Origin of the sequence: Pseudoalteromonas sp. SMS1, from assembly GCF_021530565.1 — a bacterium.
Taxonomy (GTDB): Bacteria; Pseudomonadota; Gammaproteobacteria; order Enterobacterales; family Alteromonadaceae; genus Pseudoalteromonas.
The window spans coordinates 109,199-132,921 of sequence record NZ_JAKGBI010000008.1 but is presented as its reverse complement, the minus strand read 5'-3'; the positions used below and the strand labels follow the sequence as shown (position 1 = coordinate 132,921).

Below are 23,723 nucleotides of genomic sequence, written 5' to 3'. Positions count from 1 at the left end.
GTTGCATTATATATCACTATGCGCTTGTATTTTTTCTAAGCAGTTAGAAAGGGCTTCTGCAAGTGGCATAAGCTCTATTGGCTTAGACAAGAAATCCTGCATGCCAGCTTGCTCACAGACAGCCTTGTCTTCAGCGGAAGTATTGCCTGTGAGTGCGACAATGTGGGCGTGATTTGGGAGTAATTTCTGTTTGATTAAATTTCTTGCTGTCGTTGGTCCATCCATAACAGGCATAACGCTGTCCATAAAAACTAAATCATAAGATTTGACTGAACATTTTTGCAGCGCAACTTCACCATTACTTGCAAAGTCGGAGGTGACATTGAACTTTTGTAAAAAAGCTTCCATGACCTTTTGATTTATTTCGTTGTCCTCAACTACAAGTACGTTTAATTTAGATGCGTCAAATGGGGTATTCTCTTGGAATGGTGTATCTTGCTTGCATTTGGAGGTAGTTTGAAGCGGGATTGATACTTTAAATAAGCTTCCTTCACCGAGTTTACTTTGAACGTCAATATCACCATTCATGACGTCGATTAATTCTTTAACGATAGACATACCCAGTCCAGTGCCGCCATAGCGACTACCAACTTCTTCTTCACCTTGTTTAAATGGCTGAAATAAACTTGCTAGACTTGCGGGTGACATGCCAATACCTGAATCTGAGACGATGATATGAAGCACTATGCCAGTATCAATATGATGTGTGTGTACAGAAAGTTGAATTTTTCCCTGTGGTGTAAATTTAAGTGCGTTACTCAACAAATTCGTGATAATTTGGTTGAGCCGAACGGGATCGCACTCAACGGTATAATCTTGGCAAAGGTTTATATTGGCCTCGAAATCAACGCTGGGTGACGTAATCAACTGCTTGTAGAGTTCAACAATATCTGACATCACTTGGGGCAAATCAGTTGGCTTAGTTGACAGACTAAGCCCTTCTTGGGAGATTTTTGAAAAGTCGAGTACTTCATTCACTAAGCCAAGTAGTATGTCCGCACTTCTTAACGCAAGTTGCACATTTTCGGTGCGTTTATCAGGATTTTGCTCTTCAAGAGAGTTTATCAAAAGGCCAGAAATGCCGTTGAGCGGTGTACGCATCTCATGGCTTATTTTAGATAAAAAGTGGCTCCTTTCGTCAAGAAGCATTTCTGCTTCTCTTCGTTGTGCTTTGAGGGTTTCTCTCAGTTCAACAGAGTGGGTAATATCTTGTAAGGAGCCAAATAAACTTGTGCATTTACCTTCATTAAACTGTGCTTCGCCATGCAGCGAGACCCAAATTCGCCTGCCAATTTGAGTAACCACTGGCAGTTCTACTTCCCAAGGTGTGCCATGCGTTATGGCCTCAGAGATGAAATGCGAGAATGTTTGTCGGCAGTCCTCGTTTTCAAAGAAGGAAAGCCACAAGTCTAGCTTCGGCTTGTCGATAATATTGAGATCGTGAATAAGCTTAGTCTGGTTGCTCCAAAAAATATCTTTTGACTCTAGATCAATCCTCCAGCTGCCAATTGACGCAACCTCCTCCATTTTTTGCAGTGTTTTATAGTTATTGCGCAGAACGGATTCAGCTTGGCGTCTGGCAAATTCCGAGCCGAGCCACTGGGCAAAAAGTTCTACATAATCTATGTGCGCGGCGGTGAAAGGAGCGCTGACGTTGGGTGAAGAAAAATTCACTGTACCCATTGTCTCCTTACCAACCCTAATGGGGGCACCAATATATGATTCTAATTGAAAGTTGATGTAGCAAGGGTGAGTAGAAATGGTGCTCTGGCCAGCACAGTGAAATGAAAGGGCTTTGTTCGCTTTTAAGGTGTGAGTGCAGTACGTGCCACCAAGGTCAAAAGTACATGTTGGTGTCAGGTCTGGGTTATCCGATTCAACATATAAAATCTCGTAGTTTTCTCCGACTACTTTACTAACGATGGCAATGTCTAAAGAAAACACTTCTAATCCAAATGTGAGTAGGGATTGTATTTTTTCGTCTGTTGAAAGCGTTTGGTCCGAAACAATGGTGTGGAATTGCCTTAAAAAACTCACATTGTGATCCTTCTACTAATGCCAATATTGTTATATTCGTGTGGCATCTTGGTTCAGTACTGCTTTGTGCTAGCCCTATAGTATATTAAATAAATAAGATTTTAATCAGGTATTTTATTATGATTTTTCTCATTTCTATCCGCACAAGGGTTGTAAACGATAGCTTTTAAGGCTGAAGTGAGTGTAATGCATCGCCAAGTGATTTAAAGTAGTTATCAAATTTGTCACAAATTAATCTGCGTTCTTGATGTAGTAAAAAGCCGCCAGAGCGTTCTAATTTAGAGTTTTTGACGTCTGAGACTAAAAACTCATTTTCGATTTCAGTTTTATAGGCTATCGAACATTCAAATGCTCGCGCCGTTAATTCTTCAGGGAGGCTGTAATATAGCCTGCCTAGGTGCTTGTCGAGCTGAATCGAGCGTGTAAAAAAAGGGCTGGGTTGTTCGCCGTTTTCATTAAGTAATACAGATTTATATATATGATTGAGTTTTTGATTTAGGGGGTGTTGTAAGTTGGGTGAAGCGTTCAACCACATAGATGATGCAAAGTCTGAAGCGCTACAGTGTGAAAACAGGTGTTTGCAAATGTAGTGATCAAATGCATGCCACCATTCATGTGCCAAAGCACCCGCGCCAGCATTTTTGGCCAGGGCTAGTGTTCTTCTTGCGGGTTCATAGTGGGCCTGAACCCCTTTTTGACCTCTGCTTCCAAAAGCCAAATTTAATGTATTTCTCAGGCCGATAGCATGAGGCGGCAGTGACAGCATTTGAGCAAGATCTGCCAATGCATCGTAGATTAGGTTTGCTGCTATATACTGCTCATCTTTTGTGACCCAGTTTCCTAAAATAATGGTTTTAAAACCGAATGTGGTTTTGATTTCATCAAAACAGACTTGATCGCCAAACCGATAATCAGGCCCTGTTCTGCGAAAGTGCTTAGTCAGCCTAGTCGTCATTGTCTAGATACCGCTCCTTAACATGGTCGGGCATAAACTTGGTCTGTTCATAAATCATGCCCTTAAGTAAGTCATACAAGGGAGTTGGGTCTAATGTGTCATAGATACTTAAAAAGTAGGCGCAAGCTTCAAGTGTTGAAAGGCTATATTGTTGCTCTGCTTTGCGTATTTTATATTGGTTCGTCGGCGCGTTGTTAAAAGAAACTTGAGGTAACTTGTTTAACCAAGGGTTGAGCATGGCGAGTTTATGGGCTTTTTTCCAGGTGCCATCGAGCACAAACAAATAATCAATTCGTGGCTGGTTGCGGGGGATCTCTTCAATGCCCAGTGCATGTTCTCCAGGATACAAAAGGGCACAATGCATGGTTGAAGCAATTTTTTGTGCATCTTCAAAGTCTTCTGGCGTTTCTCCTACAAAAATATCAATATTCTCTAGCTGCAAGTTAAGTAGCCGAACTGTGTTTTTAGGTGTGGAGAGCTCACTGGGATGTTGGAGAACCACAATACGAGTTTTATTGCATATTGGCTTTGAAATATGTGCACATATACATGTTTTTACAGAAAAGTGGCAAATTTTACAGGTACTTCTTTTCATAGAGGGTCGGAGCAAGTTAAAGTGCTATCTATATTAACATAATTTTGTGGTTATCTTTGCCCTTGTCGCCACTCTTGGCTAGCATATAGTTATGAAGGGCGTATACGGGTTATACTACTGTAAAGGAATTTTATGAGCACTATAATTGACGAAACCTGCTTGGACAATATGCAGTCTCTTTTAGGAGACCAGTTTACTGACACATTGGAGTTTTGCTTAACCGAATTTGAACGACTTGAAAGCGAAGTGAGAATGACAATTGACTCTGATCTAGAAGCTGCGACCAGAAACGCACATAGTTTAAAGTCAAATGCGGCACAGTTTGGGGCGATGAGCTTGTCTGATGTTGCGCGAGAAATTGAGATGGCATTACTTGCCAATGAAGTTGACAAAGCCAAAGCACAAATTGACAACTTAACCGATCAAGTTGTGTCTTCCAAATCTAAACTGCAACAGTGGCTCACTTCAAGTGTGTAAACCTGTCCACATGCATTCTTTTCCTTTGTAATCGCCACGCATTGCTGGGCCATCGTTGTATGTAGCGGTGGCCAAACTAACTTCACGCTCAATATCTCCCAAATTGTCCATAATAAGCACTGTTAAACGCTTTTAAATTAGTCATGTAATGGGTATGCTAGCCATGGAATGGGGGTGAGACTAATCATGAATAAAATAATTAAAAGTAATAAGTTAACAGGTGTTTGCTACGATATACGCGGGCCTGTATTAAGCCAAGCACAAAAAATGGAAGATGAAGGGGTCAAAGTGCTCAAATTGAATATTGGCAACCCCGCTGCATTTGGTTTTGATATGCCTGAAGATATGCACCGAGACATCATTCGAAACCTTCGTCAAGGGCAAGGGTACTGTGATTCAAAAGGGCTTTACTCTGCTAGAGTGGCCGTTTATCAATATTATCAGCAGAAAGATTTTCCTAATTTAAGCGTCGACAATATTTTTATTGGTAATGGTGTGAGTGAGTTGATTCAGATGGTGACACAAGCCTTGCTCAATGATGGTGATGAAGTGCTCATCCCGGCACCAGATTACCCACTTTGGACTGCATCTGTCACTTTAGCAGGCGGCGTACCTGTACATTACATGTGTGATGAGTGTGCTGACTGGTTCCCTGATTTGGCAGACATTCGTGAAAAGGTCACCAGCAAAACAAAAGCACTTGTACTTATTAACCCTAATAACCCAACTGGTGCTGTGTACAGTAAAGCGCTTCTGGAAGGCTTACTTGATATCGCCAGAGAGCACAATTTACTCGTACTCAGTGATGAAATTTACGAAAAGATACTATTTGATGATGCAGAGCACTTTTCAATTGGATCTTTGTGTGATGACTTACCAATCATCACTTTTAATGGGCTAGCCAAAACATACCGTGCAGCAGGCCTCAGAATGGGGTGGATGGTAGCTAGTGGTAAAGTATCTGTCATGCGTGACTTGTTGGAAGGTCTAAATATGTTGGCCTCAATGCGTTTGTGTGCCAATGTGCCAGCCCAGTTTGCCATTCAACAAGCGCTAGGAGGCGTGCAATCAATTGACGATCTCTTATTACCAGGTGGGCGGCTTTACGAACAAAGAAATATTGCATGGCAGGGGCTAAATGATATTCAGGGCATATCGTGTGTAAAGCCAAAGGGGGCATTGTATGCGTTTGCTAAAGTGGATACTAAGCATTTTAACGTGAAAAATGATGAGTTAATGATGCTCGATTTATTAAGAGAAGAGAAGATCTTGCTTGTCCATGGTCGGGCATTTAACTGGCCATCACCAGATCACTTCAGGTTAGTGTTTTTACCGCATAAAGATGAGCTAGAGCCAGCACTACAATCCATGAAACGGTTTTTCGATAGTTATAGACAGTAGTGTTTGATATATGCCCCTCACAGAAGGGGCATCGTATTTTAAATGGGCGTTTATTTCGAGGCGACGTTGACAACAAAGCGGTGATATAAAGTGTCTATGTTGTGCACAATGGTGTTCTTACCTAACACGTCATGCTGTGCAATCACATCGGCAATGGTTGCGATATCGAGGTGGCTTGACATGTCATTTGCCAACTCAAAATGGCTAATATGCCAAGGCTCTGCTGCCACCCCACCTCTGAATTTATCATAGGGTTTGTAAAAACCGAATCTATGCAGGTTTTCTTCAAGCCAGCACGAGAATGCATAAAAAGGCCCATCCACTTCGTATTCCCATGGTTCAAGCTGAAGTGATGCCCCATTCGATAGGCAGTTTTTGGCATAGACATCTATGTCTGTGCCAAAATGGTGCCTGCTTGTCCCTGGCATTGCCGAAAAAAGCAGGATAGCTTCGATAATTGCTTCACTCGTGAGGCCAGCAATATCAATGACTTGATTTTGGCTGTCCAAAATAGGGCGCTTTCCACTGTATTTTGCGTTCCAGATTGCTTTTTGTCGATGAAAGTCTCGGTACGCTGATGCAATGGTAAAATCAAATCCTGCCGCCTTGGCCGAGGCGTCTAAACCTTTAAGGTCCTCCAAAACACCCGCATGGATTTGGTTGCCTTGGTAATCCGTTAGATGGGAGCCAGAAAGGCCCAGCGCTTGAAGCTTGAATTCAGTCATTATTTTTTTGCCAGGAGCTTTTCTAGAATGCGCTCATATATCAGCGCTAAATCGTCGAGAGATTTTGTACAAACTTGCTCATCTACCTGATGAATCGTTTTGTTAAGCGGGCCTAACTCTATAACTTTACAGCCTGTTTGGGCAATGAAGCGTCCATCTGAAGTGCCCCCAGATGTTTCTGGCGTTGAAGTAACGCCTGTCACTTCTTTAATCGACTCAAGCGTCACATTGAGGAGCGCCCCAGGTTCTGTTAAAAATGGTAAGCCATTTACTGTCCAGTTAAGTTCATAATCTAGGTTATGCGATGCGAGAATGTCGTTGACACCTTGCTGCAACTGTTCGACGGTTGACTCAGTACTGAAGCGGAAATTAAATTGGACATCGACTGTACCCGGAATCACATTTCCAACCCCAGTTCCCCCGTGAATATTAGAGATCTGAAAGCTCGTCGCTGGAAAGTAATCATTGCCACTGTCCCACACTTTCGAGCTGAGTTCTGCAAGCGCTGGTGCAACTTCATGAATAGGGTTTCTAGCAAGGTGAGGGTATGCAACGTGGCCTTGTATTCCCTTTACTTTTAAGTGCCCAGTGAGCGACCCTCTGCGACCATTTTTTACAACATCGCCTAGTGTATCTCGAGAAGATGGCTCACCCACAAGACACATATCAATTTTTTCATTGCGCGCTTCAAGAAGATCAACGACCTTGGTCGTGCCATTTATAAAGGGACCTTCTTCGTCAGATGTAATTAAAAAGCTGATAGATCCTTTGTGGTCCGGATGCTTCTTGACAAACCGTTCAGTCGCCACAACCATTGCCGCGAGTGAACCTTTCATATCTGCAGCGCCACGACCATGAAGTACCCCCTCTTCTACCAGTCCTGCAAAAGGGGGGTGACGCCAGTCCTTCTCATTACCTACTGGCACAACATCTGTGTGGCCAGCAAAGCAAAAGTGCGGTCCGTCAGATCCTTTTCTAGCCCAAGTATTTAATGTATCGATGAAAAAATGTTCTTCAACTTTAAAGCCTAAAGGTTCTAATCGGCTATTGATGAGTTGTTGACAACCCGCATCTTCTGGCGTGACAGAAGGACGCTGGATCAGAGCCGAGGCGAGCTCAACAACATCACTTAAAGAGGCTGATTCACTCATTTAAATATCTCTTGATATTGGTCTGCTTTAAAGCCGATATGATAGTTTGAATTAAAAGCGAGGATAGGGCGCTTGATCATTGCTGGTGATTCAAGCATATATTGTTTAGCTGATGCTTCATTGAGGTTTTGCTTTTGCTCATCACTTAATGCGCGATAAGTTGTACCTCGTTTGTTTAACACTGTTTCCCAACCTAGGTTAGCGACAAATGTATCTAGTTGCTGCGCAGTCAATCCATCCTTACGGTAATCATGAAAGGTGTATTCAATGTCATTTTGTTCTAGAAATTTTTTGGCTTTTTTTATCGTGTCACAGTTTGGAATACCGTATAGAACTATACTCATAATTTACATGCTCTTGCTAATGTTATAAGCGGATCTGTGCCCGCATTGACTTGGTTGAGTGGATAATAACATGGCCCTAATTTGTCCGCATTGAGAATCACAATGGCGCCGAGAATTGTTTGCTCCTGAGGTACATCGAAGTAACACAAAACATCGCCTGCAGATACCGCTTTTTTTCCGACACTATGTTGTATCAGTTTTTCCATTTTCCTGTATTCAGGTGGAATATGTAAATGTACTAAAAGTTGTAACCCTGAATCAGCGCGTATGATAAATTCGCAACCTTGCTGAGTCGTTTTGATTATTTTTCCTTTACAAGGCGACAGCATCAGTGCCTGGTTGCTCTTCACACAAACACCGATCCCTAAAACGCCGCTGGCAAATAATTGTATGGGGTGATTCTGTAGTGGCAGCACTTTTCCTGAAAAAGGGCTAGCTATATGCAACAGAGGGTTTGCAATTTGTGTTATGGGCGCATATTTAATGGGTGTAGAAAATATCATTAAACGAACAGGTAACCGTCTTTCTTAAGGGCTTGTATGGCATTATTCAATTGTTGCTCTTTGACTAAAATATAGTCGGTATCATACGTTGATATAGAAAATATCGACACATTGGCAGAAGCCAAAACGCCAGAAATATTAGACATGATGCCAGTTAATGAAAACCCAAGTGGCCCAATAATCTCGATGGCTCGCCAATAAGGCTCTGCGGCAAAACTTTTCACGTCAACATGAGACGGACAAACAATTGATAACTCTTCTGCTGTTTTAGCGATAAAAAAGATGTCTGATTTTAAAACATTTGCGGGAATACCATCATCGCTATCTAAGCTATGGATAGTAAAGTCTTGTTGTAGTATTTGTAGCGTTTGTTTTGACATACTTGCGCTCTAACAGCATCGACTTATTCATAGTATAGGCAAGCATGATGAAAAGAAACCCTTTTGTGAAGAGAGAAGATAATTCTTCTCTCTTCAGCTAGTTACGAAGCGACATTAATGACGCTGTGCTGCTTGGATAGCGGTCAGTGCAATGGTATAAACGATATCATCGACTAATGCACCTCGGCTGAGGTCATTGACCGGCTTGCGCATACCCTGAAGCATTGGACCAATGCTAATGAGGTCAGCACTTCTCTGAACCGCTTTGTAAGTTGTATTACCTGTATTTAAATCAGGGAATACAAATACAGTCGCTTTACCTGCAACTTTACTATTTGGTGCTTTTTTACGGGCAACATTTTCCATGATGGCTGCATCGTATTGTAAAGGACCGTCAATATCTAGATCTGGTCGTTTTGCCTGAGCAAGCTTAGTCGCTTCACGGACTTTATCCACGTCTGCACCTTGTCCAGAAGTACCTGTACTATAGCTAATCATAGCGACTTTTGGCTCTATGCCAAAGGCAGCTGCCGAGTCAGCGGATTGAATGGCGATATCAGCGAGCTGTTCAGCGGACGGATCCGGGTTAATTGCACAATCTCCGTAGACCAACACTTGGTCAGGCAGCAGCATGAAGAAAACAGAACTCACCAAAGAGGAGTCAGGTGCAGTTTTAATCAACTGCAGAGGAGGGCGAATTGTATTGGCAGTTGTGTTGACGGCACCAGATACAAGGCCATCGACTTCGCATTCGGCAAGCATCATCGTACCAAGGACGACGTTGTCCTGAAGTTGCTCTGCAGCAACCACTTCAGTGAGCCCTTTGTTCTTTCTCAACTCGACCATAGGAGCAATATATTTCTCTATGGCTTGGCTTGGGTCTAAGATGGTCACGTTTTCGTTTAAGACCACACCTTGCTGAGCTGCAATGCGTTGGATTTCATCGTACTCACCTAACAGAACCGTTTTTGCAATACCACGTTCACCGCAAATCGCAGCCGCTTTGATCGTTCTTGGTTCATTGCCTTCGGGCAAAACAATGGTCTTATCCGCACGTCGGGCTAAATCCGTCAACATATATCTGAATGCGGGAGGAGAGAGCTTTCTCGTGCGGGCAACGCCCTGAGATAAACTATCTAACCAGTCCGGGTCGATGTGATCGGCGTTGTGCTGTTTGACTTTATCAATACGTTGTTCATCGTCTGCTGGCACTTCCATATTGAAGTTATGGAGTAATAATGAGGTCCGCCAAGTATCCGCTTCTGTTGCAAGAATGGGTAAGCCTGTGTTCATTGCTTGCTGACAAAGCTCCATAATACGAGGCTCAGGTTTAAAGCCACCAGTGAGCAATATTGCCCCAATCTTTGTGCCATTCATCGCTGATAAACAGGCCGCAACTAAAATGTCAGACCTATCACCAGGTGTTACCAGCAGCGCGCCTGGCGTGAAGTGGTTCAAAATATTAGAGACGGTACGGGCGCAAAATGTTACTCGGCGTAAACGACGATGTGCCATATCTCCTTCATTGATGATCTCGGCCTGTAGGTATTCGCTCAGATCTCGAACACGAGGCGCTACAAGGTCAAAGTCCCAAGGAATCGCGCCGAGCAGCATAAATGGGTGTTTTCTGAAAATAGGCAATGAAGCTAAACGGTTCATTTCGTTTTCTAACTGCTCAGGCTCATGTTGATCTACGAGATCTGCACGTGCTCGACCATCCTCATCAAGTGGCGCATTGACTTTGTTAAAAATACAACCTAGAACACGAGCATGGTCAATACCACCGTAATTACCGGATGCAATTTCCAAGCGATCTTCTAATTGATCATTGCTGTCATTGCCCGGTGTTAATACAAACACGATATCGGCACCCAGCGTTTGTGCAATCTCTCTGTTAACTCTGCCTGCATAGGGTTGTTTTCTGGTTGGGACCATACCCTCTATGATAGCAACTTCGTCGTCGTGCACTGAGCTTTCAAATCGCTCTACGATCTCCTCAAGAAGGTCGTCTCCTTTTCCATCCCCGATCATTTGTTCTGCATAATGCAGCTCGAATGGGGTGGGAGGCTCAATGGCGGAGCCTTGTTTTATGATGAGCGTCGATTTTTCTGGGCCAATATCAGCGTTTCTAGGCTGTGCGATTGGCTTGAAAAAATTAACTTTGACCCCTTTTTGTTCTAGTGCGCGCACCAACCCGACAGAGACTGATGTTAAACCTACCCCTGTCGAAATGGGGATGAGCATAATTCTACGACTCATGATGCGTGCTCCTTGGCCAGTTTGGCTGCATCTTGCGCGATAACCAACTCTTCGTTTGTAGGCACAACTAATGCTAAAGGTGTGGATTCTTGATCTGTGATGATGCCTTCATTACCAAACCTTGCAGCTAAGTTAGAGTCTGTGTTCAATTTAAAACCAAGGAAGGCGAGCTGTTCTACAACCTTTGCACGAATGACATCCGAGTTTTCCCCGATCCCGCCAGTAAATACTAGTGCATCTATGCCTCCCAAGGGTACGGCAAAGCTGGCAATTTGTTTGGCGAGTCTAAAACAAAATATATCCAGCGCAAGTTGCGCCTGAGCATGACCTTGTGCTGCACTTTCTTCAATGGTTCTACAGTCATTCGAAAGTTCGCTGATCCCCAATAACCCACTTTCCTTATTTAGCAATGTGTCGATTTGTGAGGCAGAGTAATGGAGCTGATTCACCAAATAAGCAAACAAGCCAGGGTCAATATCACCGCTACGAGTACCCATCACGAGCCCTTCAAGTGGTGTGAGTCCCATGCTGGTGTCCACGGATTTTCCGTCCTTAACAGCGCAAACTGAACAACCATTTCCAAGGTGTGCAGTAATAATTTTAGAAGGTTTACCTTGAAAGCCTAATAGATCGATTGCTCGTGCCGATACGTAGTAGTGGCTGGTGCCATGAAACCCATATCGTCGAATACTGTGTTTTTTGTACAGCTCATAGGGCAGCGCGTATAAAAACGCTTGTGGCGCCATAGTTTGATGGAAAGCCGTATCAAAAACAGCGACTTGAGGAAGAGATGAAAATGCTTCACTCGCGGCTTTGATACCAAGTAAATTGGCAGGGTTGTGTAGCGGCGCCAGTGTTGCTGTTTGCTTGATCGCTTCCAAAACAGACTCGGTGATGCGTGCTGACTTTGTAAAGTGTTCACCACCATGAACGACACGATGGCCAACAGCCACTAACTGTTGGTCTAATTTTAGTGACTTTACCAACTTTACAAGCTGGTTTATGGCGACTTCATGCGCGTCGCCATTAGCTAAAGCAACAGTATGCTTTTCACCATTAATCTTGTATTTAATTTGTGGTGAGGCTTCACCTAGACGCTCGGCTAACCCCGATAGGTGCTCTGTTGCAGAGTGAGAGTCAATGATTGCGAATTTGAGGCTAGAACTGCCACAATTGAGGACCAAAACATGCGACGATGACATAATGACTTTCCGTTTTGACAATAAGAGTATTTGCGTATTAAGCTAAATGAAGAAGTTCAATCGGCATTATGCTTAATACTAAGGTATAATTGACTAGTATGACTTCAATTTTACCTTATTTTTTAGATAATAGTTAGCACCTAGGAGTTATGATGCAGAAAAGTCTTATTTCACAAGTGCAACTGGGTCGCCAATACGCCAAAGAATGGCCAATGCGAAAAGAATTAATCCCTTTATTTCCTGAATTTAAAGTCATTAAAGCCACGGAACTGGCACTGCAAACAATGCCGATTCTCGCGTTGTTCACTGTGTTTTTTCAGACCAGTCTACTTGGGATGGACTATTTACCGCAATCAATTGCCATTGCGTTATTTTTTCTTACTTTACCTGTTCAAGGGCTGCTCTGGCTCGGTAAGCGATGTGACACATCTTTGACTCCTGCATTGTCCAGTTGGTACCGAGACTTATACCAAAAAATGGTCGCACAAGGTTATGAAGGATCAATCTGCACAAGAAAACCAACATATCGAGAGCTGGCAAAATTGCTAAAAGACATGTTTGAGAAAATGGATAAGGCGTTTACCAAAGAAAATCTTTAACATCCTACACCCACGCATGCGCGCCTTGCGACCGCAGGCGCGTCAGCAGCATGGACTTACAGCTTGCTGGCTTTCAACCTAGTGACTAGTAACGCAATAAAAGACAGCCAAAATAACGAACCACCAGAACCACTCTCTTCTTTTGTTGGCGGGGTAGTTGGTGTTGTATCGTCTTTCGCTAAAACGTTAATCTTGATAACTTGTTCTGAAACCAAACGTTCTTTGAAATAAGCGTTGAGTGCAACTCTGTTTTCACCACTATTTTCAAATTTAACCGTAGAATTTTCACCAGAAATCACTTTATTGTCTGGTAGCGTCCACGTGTAGTCCAAACTGAGGTCATAATCGGACGTTAAATTAACCGAAAGGAGTGTCTCCTCATTTTGCTCAACGCGCTCAGGTATCTGTACGGTTAACGATTTTATTGCAGGGGTTACAGCATCAACTTCGTATTGTTTGCTATAGCTTAGATCTTGATTTACATAGGCTTTTAAAGTGACTGTGTAAAAGTCAGGCGTGTCGTATTCATGTTTGGGGCTTGCTTCTGTGCTCTCATTTCCATCGCCAAAATTCCATTGATAGGTCAAATCTGCTGCGTGTAGGTTTGTTGCCTGAGTTACAGCAGCGAGCAAAATTAACTTTGCACAAAAGTTCCATTTTAGAATCATTTTTTAATCCTTAATTCCTTCTTCCCCAGCATATTATCCGTATTAGATACGTTAGTCGACAATTTTTACATGCAATTTTTACAGGGACGTTTCAACGATAAAAAAGTAAAGTGAAGTTTATATTATTTTAATTGTGTAAATCAAAAGTGAAAAAAAGTGGATAAAAAGGTTGATCTTATCGCGGAAGTAATGTTTATAATTTGTTAGGTAATTTACTCAAAAAATAACATATTAGATTTTTAATTCTCATAAATGATGTCTAGGAAGATTCAAGGAGTGAGTGGTGAAAGTTAAGTCGTATGTGGTATCTGTTGTAGTAGTAACCTCCGTAATTGGAGCATGGTTAGGTTATGAAAATTATTATTCAGTCAGTGATAACAAATCAAAAAATGAGATCTCAAGACTAGATAGTAAGTCCTCAATACAGCCTTCAAATGCAAAAATTGAAACTAACAACACACGTGAAACCCCTGCTATTGCAGAGCAAGCAAAACTGTCTGACGCGCCCAAGCCGGCCTTAACAGACGGCGACACTTCAGTGTTTGACTTTCCGCTTCGTCCGTTGGATGAACTACATGATTTCAGAGAGCTTGAAAGAGAATATGACTTTATTCGAGCACAGCTCGAAGCTACACAAGCAGTTGAAATGATTAATCAAAGCAACTTAAGCGATAAAGATATTGCATCGCTTAAACGTGCTTATACCCACCTTAATAAAGTAATTAAGCGTATTGGTGAACTAGATCTCAAAAGGATTGAGGCTGAGTTTGACGAAAAGTATGGCGAGAATGCCTACGAGGAAGACTTAAGTTACGTTCGCAGTACCGTCGCTGATGCATTAGAAAAAAGAAGAGAATCAAGGAAGGAATGGCAACGAGAAATCGATGCGATGACAAATGCAGTAAAAAATGAACATGAAGTTCAGTAAATCACTACATTGGGTCCAAGGACTCGCTTAATACTAATATAAGGATGAAAACAGTGAAAAAATCTATTTTAGCACTGGCAGTTCTATCAATTCCTGCAACTTCAATGGCACTTCCTAGCCTACGTGAAGATTGCTCGTTTGGTAGCACAGTGAATACAGGTGGTGCAGATGTAATGTTTAGCCAAAATTGTAAAACGGCTTATGTTGCACCACCTGATTTGGGGACGGCTTCTCTTGGCGGATATGTGGAAACACAGGGTATTTCGTTTTGTAGTAACCTTGATTACGCGAAATCTGAATTTGATTCTTCTCAAACTCGTTCGAAAGTTTGGCGTGACAAAGCATTTCAACTGCAGTTAGATGGCGAGCCTCTGGTTGATGCAAAGATCGAATCAAACGTTGAGCTTACAGCACTAAAAGGTCAGATTGATTATTGGCAATACGGTGTATTCAAACAGTCATACGAAATGGCTTTACTTGAATATACTAACCGTTTCAGCGCCTATAGCGGCTGTCTAAGAAGCGGTGTAATGACTACGCAAGAGTGTCTTGAAGCGCGCTATGCGACTGAAGATGCATATTACGAAGCAAAACGTATTTATGACGACTACCGTTCTACAAACAACATTGCTTTATATAAAATCGATCGCTTAGTTGCAGAAATTGAAGGTCTTGAAGAGCAGATTTTTGAGATCGATGAGCGTGTCATGCGTTATGAAACTTACGCTGCAAACATCGAGCAACGTGCCAAAGAAAACTACATTGAACTTGCGACAATGTATGGTGCGAACACAAAAATCATCTATCAACTTGATTACGATGCGCACGTTGACAGCATTCGTCGTTTGAACACCAATATTCCACAGATTGCATCATGGAGACCGATGCCGCTGGTAGCTGCTGAGTTTGTTCTTAACATGAGCCCTTCATATGCGGGCACAGGTGATTCTGCACTGAATAACATCACACCAATTCATAGTGTTACATTGCCTAAGCAATTGATCAGCTACAAGCCAAAAGGGTTTGATAACTTGTACGAAAACTACAACGGTGAAGATAAATCAACCGAAGATGGTGCGTACATGAATAACATCAATCCAAATGAAGTTGATGCACTGGTTTATGGTAGTTTCGGTTCTTCAAGTGCAAGCGTTGCAACTAACCTTCACGGTGCTTGTAAGCTTAAAAATGATGGTGTAACTGAAAGTGAACTTGCGGCGAAAATGGATACCTTCATTCAACCTGCACTACGCGTTCAGTGGTTAATCGAAGTACCGTTTGGCTATGAAGCAAAATATAAAGCACATAGCATCATCAGTCGTATGACTTCTAACAAATCAAGTGGTTTCCTATTCTGGAAGAAGCGTAAGAGTAGTTTCCATGAGTGGACTAAAAATACTCAAGACTTCGAAGTTAACTTCATTAACCCGCCTTTCAGCCAATACTGGGATGAGGATATGAAAGCGACGGTCAAAGAAGCCATTATGCGTAGAATCGCATTTGGTGTAATGGACAGCGTGTACCCTCGTATTTCAGCTGCACCATTGAACGACGCTGAGCACCAAGCTTGGTCGGACGCTGCAAAACAAGTTGGTTGTAGCTTCGGCCCTTGGGGTTGTGCGATTGGCTGGGTAGTCGGTACGCTAGACAACCGTCGTAACTACAGCAGATTCTACAGTGATAAGAGCCGCTTCTACACTGAGCGTTCGAATGAAATCACGTATATTCCGAAAGACAAGTACTTAACTTTCAAGGCTAATTAAGTCAAGTCCCACCAAAAATAGTAGAAGCTGCTAGGCAGCTTCTACTTATATTTCAGGTTTAAAAAAGGAAAGTTCTATGTGTATGAAGCATTTATGGCTTTTGCTTGTGCTTGCATTGGGTTTTCAAGCTGAAGCATTAGAAGTCCATGGGCCTAAATATATTCAGCCTGGTGAAGCTGTGATGTTTAATGTGGTTGACAGTGGAAAATACCAGCAAATTGAATGGCAGCAGTCATTTTTCAACGGCGAGATATATACGACAGGGGATAAGCAACAAACACTGCAGCTTGCTTTAAATTCAGCTAGTACAGATTCGTATATCTTTATACGTGCTTATGGTATCGACGGGTGGAACTATGATGTTGCTGATTTAGAGTTGGAGGTCAAGCAGAACAAGCCTGAGCCAATAAACGTTACGATACAAGGAGCAGACACACTCAGTAAAGGGCAGTCGGCAGATTACACATTATCGGGTCTACCAATGGGCACTCATATAGAGTGGGTCGTTGCAGATGAGTTTGGCAATGATAGAGGCTTGAAAGTGACACCAAATGGTGACACGGTAACTTTAAAAGTAAATAAACGTTATTCCGGATCAAACGCAATTTTGGTGAATGCGGTCTATGTACACAATGGATGGCAGTACATTAAAAGTAAAAATATTTCTCTTGGTGTAGTGGCGCCTCAACCTGAATTGAATTTAGAGTTGGATAGTGACTACACGGCGTTAATACCTGGTGGGGTGAGCGCATCAATAAACAACCTGCCAGTTGATGCTCAAATTAACTATACGTGGCGTGTTGTTGTACCACCTCTATTCAGCTCAATTTCATTACAAAATGAAACAACAAAGAATGTTGAGCTATTGGCACAAAATGTCGAAGTTGCGTCAAAGGCGACGCTGGCAGTAAAAGTCGAAATCATAACACACGATCAACAAGCGGTATTAGAAAAGGAATTTGATATCACCATAGAACCGAATTTACCGCCGCAACTTTCTCACCAATTAGCAAACCCGACTTTATGGCATACCCAGAAGACACAATTGACTGTAAATGTGATGGAACCAGAGAAAGAAGTATATGATTTTCAATTGAATAACTTGTCACCTGCATTACTGAAAATTACACATGTTACTGATGGCGAGTATGTGCTTACAGCCATTGCTGACAGTAATGAAACTGCAAGTGTACAACTGTCAGCGACTGATATTCATGGCAATAAAAATGAGCAAGTTATCGATGTAAGTGTGAAAAAGCTGCCAGTGATTGCTTTTGAACATGCGACCAAGCGGTATACGAAAAGTAAGGTGCCACTGCTCGCGCGTATCAATGTGCCGGCGTCTTTTGCACGCAAAGTGACTTGGCGTCAAAGCTTTGGTAGCCAAGTTACTTTGGATGGCTCTTCTACCTTTGAGCCTAGCTTTACTGCCACTGCATTGCCTCAAGAATACCGATTTGAATTGGAAGTCGACTTGGGTGACGGAGTAAAAGTATCTAAAAGTACTCAAGTTAATACCTTGCCAGTCAAAGTGCTTAACGATACAGGCGACAAAAGGCTAATAGATGAGACGGATCAATGGTATAGCCCCGTTTCTAATGGTGTACTGCAAGGACTAGATGCGCAGCATGGTAGAGATGCCCAGTTAAACTTAATAAAACTAGGCAGCGGCCCTGACGGCTTTGATTTCATATTCTTGAATGAACAAGGCCACTTTGTTGAAAATTTTTCAGCACAAGCATATTGCCTACATGACAACGTGTCAGGACTTACTTGGCTCTTAAAATCAGCTGGTTCATATCCTTTAGAACAAGCACTGCCACTGGATGATGATATGTGCGCAGATTCAACTTGTTCCATCAATGCTTTGATCCGAGACCTCACGGCCAGGCGCGCTTGCGGGAAAATGGATTGGAAGCTGCCAAATATCAATCAAGCGCTGTCTGTTTTGAGTAGCAATAAACAAAACTCGACACTTGCTTGGCTTAGCAATAATGAGCTAGCGAGCACACAAGGCGTCTTGAACTTGAGAACATCGGCCATGAAAGATCAGAAATACTATGCATTTCTTTTATATGGCAATGAGCTCAATGGTACGTGGAAGAACACAGCAGAAAACGCGCAATTTTTATTGGTAGCGGAGCAATAACATGGATAAGTGTATTTTTGTTTTAGGGATGCTGGTATGTGGTCAGGCATTTGCGAGTGCGCAGTGTACGAATGATGGACCCATTAGGTTTGACAAAGCGGTGGACAATATTTTGCTTGATAACAAGCATCGATTGATGTGGATGGATTGTGTGATAGACCCTACCACAGAGATGTGTTTGAGTGACAATCTGAGTTCTTTTTCTACGACAGGGAAACTCGCGCTCAATGTCGCAACAAATGCCACACTGGCAGGGTACAGTAATTGGCGGTTACCGAATGTCAAAGAGGTCATGAGTTTATTTACGCCTGATTGCGAGGGCGATGATATCAAGCAGGTCATGCAATTACCTGAGCGTCTTAACTATGTTTGGACTTCAACGACCGCATCAAGCGGAAGCTCTGCAGGGCTATTAGTACTCAGTACGGCCAGTACACAGCTCTCTCCATGGGGGCTTAACCGCAGTGGGCCAGCCATTTTGCTAGTACGTGATATTGACCAGCCGGTGGAGTAAATAATTATGTCGATAATGATGATTACACTGGCCACAGTGGCAATAGACCCCGGGCTGCCGAGAAGTTTAGAGCAACTTCCATTTGAAGTTAAACAAACCCCTTACGTATACGTTAGAACCGTTCGTCGAGTAAACAATTACGTGAGCGCACTGTCAGTTCAAGGCATTATTGAAGGCACAGACGGTGATGATGTTTTAGTCGGTACCAATGGAATCGATGAAATCATTGCTTATGCGGGCGACGATAAGTTAGATGGCGGCCAAGGTAATGACATATTAATTGCAGGCGAAGGAGATGATGAGCTTTTTGGCGGCAGTGGTGAAGATACCATGGTTGGCGAAAGTGGCGCGGATACACTCTATGGTGGTCAAGATAATGACAACATTCGTGGAGGCCAAGGAAGCGATGTTGTTCATGGTGATGAAGGTGACGACAAACTGTATGGCGACAGTGCAAATGATCAGCTCTTTGGTGGCCAAGGGAAAGATTTGCTTTCAGGCGGCGAAGGAATAGACACGCTGAAAGGGGGCTCTGGCAATGATGAGCTCAAAGGAGGCGATGGAAATGATTCGCTCTTTGGCGAAAGTGGTGACGATATATTGCATGGCGATGAAAGCCCTGCTTACTTGGGTCATGACTATTTAGATGGCGGTGTTGGAGCGGACCAAATTTTTGGTGGCGCTGGTGATGACGAATTACTCGGTAGCGATGGTAACGATAAGTTGTGGGGTGGGGACGGCATAGATACCCTTCATGGCGGCAACCACGATGATGAGTTGTTTGGAGACAATGGCGCTGATCATCTATTTGGTGAGTCGGGAAATGACACGCTTGAAGGCGGAGATGGTGCGGACCATTTATATGGAGGGGCGCATGGTGACCACCTTTTTGGTGACGATGGTAACGATGTTCTCGACGGTGGCAGCGGTATTGATTATGTGTATGGGAATTTTGGTGATGACACGCTGTACGGAGGGGATGGCGACGATGTTATCTCTGGCGGGGATGGCGATGACCATTTATATGGGCAAAATGGTGATGACCTAATCGACGGAGATTGGGGAAACGACACTTTTTACACTTCAGCGGGCACAGACTTAATGGATGGCCGTTACGGCGATGACTTATTTTTTGTCGACGATGCAGGTTTTAATCGGCACCAAATATATGGTGGTCCGGGAAGAGATACTATCCAAGTCAGCGGAGGGCTGGACCTTATCGCGTTAAATACGCAAATAGACGGTATCGAGGTCTTAGCTGGCAACGATCAAAATAATCAACTTATTCCCGCCTTCGGCATCTCTTATGTTGAAGGAAGAAAAGGGGATGACATGCTCTTTGACTCCCATGGAAATGAAACTTTGTTGGGAGGAGAGGGGAATGACACGCTTAAAAGTACGGCTGGGCAAGACAAGCTATTTGGTGACGAAGGTGATGATGTTTTGATTGCGCACTCCGGTGCTGGAGAGTACTTCGGGGGCAATGGCAACGATACATTCAAGTTAAAGTTCTCTGTGGGTGTGATTGATGGGGGAACAGGCAATAATGAGGTTCAATTTGAGGAGGATGCATCGACATTGATGCGTATCTCTGAACTAAAAAATGTACAGTCTTTACTCGGCAACGCCAAACCTAATGTCCTTGAAATTCAGCAAACTACTCCTGGCAGCACAATCGCAATTGACCTTGCTCAAGGTGTAGATCGATTTGTTGCGGGTGTCATCGCTGATGACCGTTCAGGTGATACGTTTCAAGTTCACTATGGGGCTACTTTTGACAACGGTGTCACCTTGCAAACAAGTACTGCAACCTACCACTTGAAGAATGTGGAATTCATTTTGTATGAGCGAATCAGGCAGGGATATTTTGCCCAGTTCTTACTTAATTTAACAACAAAACAACTTACGGTTATATCAGAACAGCCGCTTTAAAGAAATCTACAAGGAGAAGAGTGTGAAACACCTAACATGTGCTGCGAGCTTTATGATTGCTGCTCTGCCTGCACTGGCGACTCAATATCAAGCTGTACCTGCATTTACAGGAAATGCAACGATGGGCATTAACTGTGTTCATGCACCTGGTACAGACTTGGTAACCAATAAAGCTGAAAAGTGCGGTCAATTTGTGCCTCCAACGAATCCAAGAATCGATGCACAATTTCCAACTCCGCCAACAACGAATAATCTAATGTATCGTAACCCGCAAGCGAAGTCTTTTGCTGACTTTGATGGGTATCCAATGGTGGTGGAAATTGATCAGGGAAAATGTTACTTACGCAATGAATTGGTTAATACCATTATTGCTGAGCGTAATGTCGCGCCCGAAGATTTCACAACATATTCATATGACTGTCCAAATGGTGACGAAGAAAGCTATGACGACAGTAATATGTTGTACAAATATATTGTGAGTGGGGCATTTCAACCACAAAATGATGCGCACTTGTATGCGGGCATCACCATGCAGATGGCGGTTGACTATTTTTCTGAGTTATATCCAGAGCAAACCTCCCTATGTCCCGCTTGGAACGCTCAATACTGTATCAATCAAATGCAGATGCGGGTTAACTATTCTGTAGATGGTCAAACCTACAGTAGTAGTTGGGATGGAACTTATGTGAATTTAGCTGCCGGTGGTAACGCTTTTGGTCAGTTTGCCCATGGTAGTTCTTTTGATATCGTGTCTCACGAAATCGGCCATGCGCTGTTAACGTGGAACAGTGACTTACAATACAGTGGTGGAGAACAGTCAGCGGTTCATGAAGCGTTTTCAGACATGACAACGATTGCTGCTCGAGATTACTTCTTCAAAAATTTACAGCCAACAGTAGATGCGTTTCAAGACACGCCGTTTGGACAATCATGGCAAAATTCAAATGAGAAAAAATGGTGGTTTGCAGCCGATCGCAATTTCAATGGTACACCTTCTCGATATGTCAACTTTCCTCGTTTCGATCTAATCAGTGTTGATGATTATCGAGATATTGATCAGGCCTCTGGCCCACACCAAAAGTCAGGCGTGCTCAGTAAGTTCTTTTATTTGTTGAGTAAGCAAAATGGTTGGGATATTGCCAAAGCATACAAATTAGTCCTGAGTGCAGCAAAGCAATGTTTTAATACGAATAGTGACATTGATCATGCTGGATATTGTCTCGTCAGGCACGCCAGTGACCCAGTACTCGTTAGCACATTACTTCAACATGTTGGCGTAACGCCGAGTAACGCGGGTGTTGATAACTTACAGTTTGATATCACAAGGCTACTAGATGAAGCTAAATATGACATCACAGACCGCAGTTTTAGCTACAGTCAGGTAGATACTTTAAAAGTCTTAGTCAACGGGGTTGCGCAAGTAGACTGGACAAAGAACACCGGTCAGGGAAGCTATTCAACCGTTAAAAGCCAGAATGTAATATTGGACAATGGTGAGAGTATTATTGAGCTACAAGTACGATTGACCAATGGGCAGGAAAAGAATGCATATAGAATCGTTTATGGTGCTGATACCCCCAGGTGTATTCCTGAAACTGCCAATGTTGCGCTGTCTAGCCTAACAATAAATGGTCAACAAGTTGCAGTAAACTCTGGTTATGCATTTGTTTCATTACAGCAACCTGTGTACTCATTAAATCAGTTTAGTGCTCAGTTTGATACACAATTGAATAATCGCCATGTGAATGTGTTCGCTGATTTTAATCGAAATCGTGTATTCGAAGAAAAAACGGACTTATTAAGTAACGAGTTGCTGATTTCACAAAGTAATGTCACCACTGACGTTAGTTTTGATTTCAGTAACTTCCAGCATGTAGAAGCGGGCCCTATGCTGCTGCGTATCCGAGTTGACGATGCAAAACAAGCCGGCTGTGCGACAGCGACAACTGGGCAGGTTGTTGATCTACTTGTTGACTTTGTTCAAGGTAGCGATGTCAAGACAGTTGAATTCACACATCAGCAAGTGAATGACCAGATGACGCTGACAGCTTCAAGCACGGGTGTTGATAACCCAACTTACAACTGGTATTTCAATGGCCAGCAAGTTGCGCAAAATACCGCTGAGATCACACGTCAGATGACAGAAACAACAGCCGTTCGTGTAGACCTACTGTTGAACGACCAAGTTGTTCAAAGTACGGAGCAAAATGTGACGCCAGTCGCTTCTCCGCGATTAAACTTCAGCTGCACTGTCCAGCAGACTCAGTGTCAGTTTGCAGTACAACATGATGATCTTACTGCATCACCTCGTTATCTATGGAGTTTCGGTGACAGATATAATACCAAAACGACTCGTTATACGAACGAAGCATTCACATTTGATTACCGTGAATATGGTCAATTTGATGTGACATTAGACTTATACCTAGATAGCTTAAACGCACGCTTCACTGCGTCTAGACGCGTCCATGTAGAGTCTTTACCGAACGATGTTTCTTTTGATGTCGACGTGTCACAACAAGATCCGTTAAAAGTCACTTTAACACCACAGTTAGGCACTCTAAATATTCTTGATTTGCGCTGGAATGTGGAGCGAGTTTGGCATCAGCCTCAGGATATGTCAGGACCATGGAGCTATACGTTCGCACAGGCAGGCACCCATGATATTTACATGGCGTTGACACTGAGTAATGGCGCTATCCACACCATTAAAAAAACCATTGTGCTCGAAGATGTTACACCACCTGATGTCGTTACTATCTCTAGTGTTGATGTATCTCTAGAGTACGGCTGGTGGGTGTGCTGGGACGATAAAACATTCAGAGGTATACGTGACAATGACACTATCAACAACTCAACAAATTACAGCAAAGCGTGTCTGAAAGACATCAAAGTAAATGCCACGAGCAGCGCGAATTCAGTCATTAAAACTGAGATGTGGGTAGATGCTAACAGAAATGGTGTATATGAAGCCAACGAAAGAAATAAGTACGACTCAAAACTGAGTTTGTCTAATAAGTCCATGAATGTATGTGTTGTTGCATATACGGACGACCAAGGTAGTTCAGCAGTACCATGTGTTCCGCAAGAAGGCGCGGATAGCATGCAATTTAAAATAGTGAAGTAAATATATAAATTAAG

At 43.0% G+C, this 23,723-nt stretch carries 20 protein-coding genes; 9 read left to right on the top strand and 11 right to left on the bottom strand.

What is annotated here, in order from left to right; genetic code table 11:
• Positions 1-6: 6 nt before the first annotated feature.
• From L1286_RS11420 to L1286_RS11410, 3 genes are all read right to left on the bottom strand, one after another.
• A complete protein-coding gene (locus tag L1286_RS11420; RefSeq protein WP_235407181.1) occupies positions 7-2,037 on the bottom strand; it encodes a hybrid sensor histidine kinase/response regulator in 2,031 nt (676 codons plus the stop codon).
• A gap of 166 nt (positions 2,038-2,203) precedes the next feature.
• On the bottom strand, positions 2,204-2,992 hold the full coding sequence (locus tag L1286_RS11415; protein WP_235407180.1) for a CLCA_X family protein: 789 nt from the start codon (positions 2,990-2,992) through the stop codon (positions 2,204-2,206).
• Positions 2,982-3,587, bottom strand: coding sequence for a tRNA-uridine aminocarboxypropyltransferase (locus L1286_RS11410; RefSeq protein WP_235407179.1), 606 nt, complete (start codon positions 3,585-3,587; stop codon positions 2,982-2,984). The genes L1286_RS11415 and L1286_RS11410 overlap by 11 nt, the downstream gene beginning before the upstream one ends.
• Positions 3,588-3,719: 132 nt before the next feature.
• On the opposite strand from L1286_RS11410, the gene L1286_RS11405 reads away from it, so the two are divergent.
• Complete coding sequence (locus tag L1286_RS11405; protein ID WP_235407178.1) at positions 3,720-4,064, top strand: Hpt domain-containing protein; 345 nt, start codon at positions 3,720-3,722, stop codon at positions 4,062-4,064.
• Between the two features lie 186 nt (positions 4,065-4,250).
• Positions 4,251-5,465, top strand: coding sequence for a pyridoxal phosphate-dependent aminotransferase (locus L1286_RS11400; protein WP_235407177.1), 1,215 nt, complete (start codon positions 4,251-4,253; stop codon positions 5,463-5,465).
• Positions 5,466-5,515: 50 nt separating this feature from the next.
• On the opposite strand, the gene L1286_RS11395 is transcribed toward L1286_RS11400, so the two are convergent.
• The 7 genes from L1286_RS11395 to L1286_RS11365 all read right to left on the bottom strand — a co-directional run bounded on the left by L1286_RS11395 (position 5,516) and on the right by L1286_RS11365 (position 12,029).
• Positions 5,516-6,190, bottom strand: a complete 675-nt coding sequence (locus L1286_RS11395; RefSeq protein ID WP_235407176.1) for a M15 family metallopeptidase — start codon at positions 6,188-6,190, stop codon at positions 5,516-5,518.
• Positions 6,190-7,341: a succinyl-diaminopimelate desuccinylase gene (dapE, locus tag L1286_RS11390; RefSeq protein ID WP_235407175.1), complete on the bottom strand. Its 1,152-nt coding sequence runs from the start codon at positions 7,339-7,341 to the stop codon at positions 6,190-6,192. The genes L1286_RS11395 and dapE overlap by 1 nt, the downstream gene beginning before the upstream one ends.
• Positions 7,338-7,685, bottom strand: a complete 348-nt coding sequence (locus L1286_RS11385; protein WP_235407174.1) for an ArsC family reductase — start codon at positions 7,683-7,685, stop codon at positions 7,338-7,340. The genes dapE and L1286_RS11385 overlap by 4 nt, the downstream gene beginning before the upstream one ends.
• On the bottom strand, positions 7,682-8,188 hold the full coding sequence (locus tag L1286_RS11380) for a PTS glucose transporter subunit IIA (RefSeq protein ID WP_235407173.1): 507 nt from the start codon (positions 8,186-8,188) through the stop codon (positions 7,682-7,684). The genes L1286_RS11385 and L1286_RS11380 overlap by 4 nt, the downstream gene beginning before the upstream one ends.
• Complete coding sequence (locus L1286_RS11375) at positions 8,188-8,568, bottom strand: ACT domain-containing protein (RefSeq protein ID WP_235407172.1); 381 nt, start codon at positions 8,566-8,568, stop codon at positions 8,188-8,190. Before L1286_RS11375 ends, L1286_RS11380 begins: the two co-directional genes overlap by 1 nt.
• Positions 8,569-8,682: 114 nt before the next feature.
• The gene (gene pta / locus L1286_RS11370) at positions 8,683-10,827 is read right to left on the bottom strand and encodes a phosphate acetyltransferase (protein ID WP_235407171.1); all 2,145 of its coding nucleotides are present in this window, start codon (positions 10,825-10,827) and stop codon (positions 8,683-8,685) included.
• Positions 10,824-12,029: an acetate kinase gene (locus L1286_RS11365; protein WP_235407170.1), complete on the bottom strand. Its 1,206-nt coding sequence runs from the start codon at positions 12,027-12,029 to the stop codon at positions 10,824-10,826. The genes pta and L1286_RS11365 overlap by 4 nt, the downstream gene beginning before the upstream one ends.
• A gap of 152 nt (positions 12,030-12,181) precedes the next feature.
• On the opposite strand from L1286_RS11365, the gene yfbV reads away from it, so the two are divergent.
• On the top strand, positions 12,182-12,628 hold the full coding sequence (gene yfbV, locus L1286_RS11360) for a terminus macrodomain insulation protein YfbV (protein WP_235407231.1): 447 nt from the start codon (positions 12,182-12,184) through the stop codon (positions 12,626-12,628).
• 56 nt (positions 12,629-12,684) lie between these two features.
• On the opposite strand, the gene L1286_RS11355 is transcribed toward yfbV, so the two are convergent.
• Complete coding sequence (locus tag L1286_RS11355) at positions 12,685-13,296, bottom strand: PKD domain-containing protein (protein WP_235407169.1); 612 nt, start codon at positions 13,294-13,296, stop codon at positions 12,685-12,687.
• A 283-nt stretch (positions 13,297-13,579) separates the two neighbouring features.
• On the opposite strand from L1286_RS11355, the gene L1286_RS11350 reads away from it, so the two are divergent.
• The 6 genes from L1286_RS11350 (at position 13,580) to L1286_RS11325 (ending at position 23,709) form a co-directional block, all read left to right on the top strand.
• A complete protein-coding gene (locus tag L1286_RS11350) occupies positions 13,580-14,224 on the top strand; it encodes a hypothetical protein (protein ID WP_235407168.1) in 645 nt (214 codons plus the stop codon).
• Between the two features lie 53 nt (positions 14,225-14,277).
• Positions 14,278-15,987, top strand: a complete 1,710-nt coding sequence (locus tag L1286_RS11345; RefSeq protein WP_235407167.1) for a hypothetical protein — start codon at positions 14,278-14,280, stop codon at positions 15,985-15,987.
• A gap of 82 nt (positions 15,988-16,069) precedes the next feature.
• Positions 16,070-18,136 carry a DUF1566 domain-containing protein gene (locus tag L1286_RS11340; RefSeq protein WP_235407166.1) on the top strand — a complete coding sequence of 689 codons (2,067 nt, stop codon included), beginning with the start codon at positions 16,070-16,072 and terminating at the stop codon, positions 18,134-18,136.
• Position 18,137: 1 nt separating this feature from the next.
• A complete protein-coding gene (locus L1286_RS11335; RefSeq protein WP_235407165.1) occupies positions 18,138-18,650 on the top strand; it encodes an Lcl domain-containing protein in 513 nt (170 codons plus the stop codon).
• Positions 18,651-18,656: 6 nt separating this feature from the next.
• A complete protein-coding gene (locus tag L1286_RS11330; protein WP_235407164.1) occupies positions 18,657-20,582 on the top strand; it encodes a calcium-binding protein in 1,926 nt (641 codons plus the stop codon).
• A 22-nt stretch (positions 20,583-20,604) separates the two neighbouring features.
• Complete coding sequence (locus L1286_RS11325; protein ID WP_235407163.1) at positions 20,605-23,709, top strand: M4 family metallopeptidase; 3,105 nt, start codon at positions 20,605-20,607, stop codon at positions 23,707-23,709.
• Positions 23,710-23,723 lie beyond the last annotated feature (14 nt).

Coding starts and splice junctions, on each gene's coding strand:
- dapE (WP_235407175.1), bottom strand. CDS start 7,341: ATGAGTGAATCAGCCTCTTTAAGTGATGTTGTTGAGCTCGCCTCGGCT.
- L1286_RS11405 (WP_235407178.1), top strand. CDS start 3,720: ATGAGCACTATAATTGACGAAACCTGCTTGGACAATATGCAGTCTCTT.
- L1286_RS11385 (WP_235407174.1), bottom strand. CDS start 7,685: ATGAGTATAGTTCTATACGGTATTCCAAACTGTGACACGATAAAAAAA.
- yfbV (WP_235407231.1), top strand. CDS start 12,182: ATGCAGAAAAGTCTTATTTCACAAGTGCAACTGGGTCGCCAATACGCC.
- L1286_RS11380 (WP_235407173.1), bottom strand. CDS start 8,188: ATGATATTTTCTACACCCATTAAATATGCGCCCATAACACAAATTGCA.
- L1286_RS11335 (WP_235407165.1), top strand. CDS start 18,138: ATGGATAAGTGTATTTTTGTTTTAGGGATGCTGGTATGTGGTCAGGCA.
- L1286_RS11330 (WP_235407164.1), top strand. CDS start 18,657: ATGTCGATAATGATGATTACACTGGCCACAGTGGCAATAGACCCCGGG.
- L1286_RS11355 (WP_235407169.1), bottom strand. CDS start 13,296: ATGATTCTAAAATGGAACTTTTGTGCAAAGTTAATTTTGCTCGCTGCT.
- L1286_RS11410 (WP_235407179.1), bottom strand. CDS start 3,587: ATGAAAAGAAGTACCTGTAAAATTTGCCACTTTTCTGTAAAAACATGT.
- L1286_RS11365 (WP_235407170.1), bottom strand. CDS start 12,029: ATGTCATCGTCGCATGTTTTGGTCCTCAATTGTGGCAGTTCTAGCCTC.
- pta (WP_235407171.1), bottom strand. CDS start 10,827: ATGAGTCGTAGAATTATGCTCATCCCCATTTCGACAGGGGTAGGTTTA.
- L1286_RS11340 (WP_235407166.1), top strand. CDS start 16,070: ATGAAGCATTTATGGCTTTTGCTTGTGCTTGCATTGGGTTTTCAAGCT.
- L1286_RS11400 (WP_235407177.1), top strand. CDS start 4,251: ATGAATAAAATAATTAAAAGTAATAAGTTAACAGGTGTTTGCTACGAT.
- L1286_RS11415 (WP_235407180.1), bottom strand. CDS start 2,992: ATGACGACTAGGCTGACTAAGCACTTTCGCAGAACAGGGCCTGATTAT.
- L1286_RS11395 (WP_235407176.1), bottom strand. CDS start 6,190: ATGACTGAATTCAAGCTTCAAGCGCTGGGCCTTTCTGGCTCCCATCTA.
- L1286_RS11375 (WP_235407172.1), bottom strand. CDS start 8,568: ATGTCAAAACAAACGCTACAAATACTACAACAAGACTTTACTATCCAT.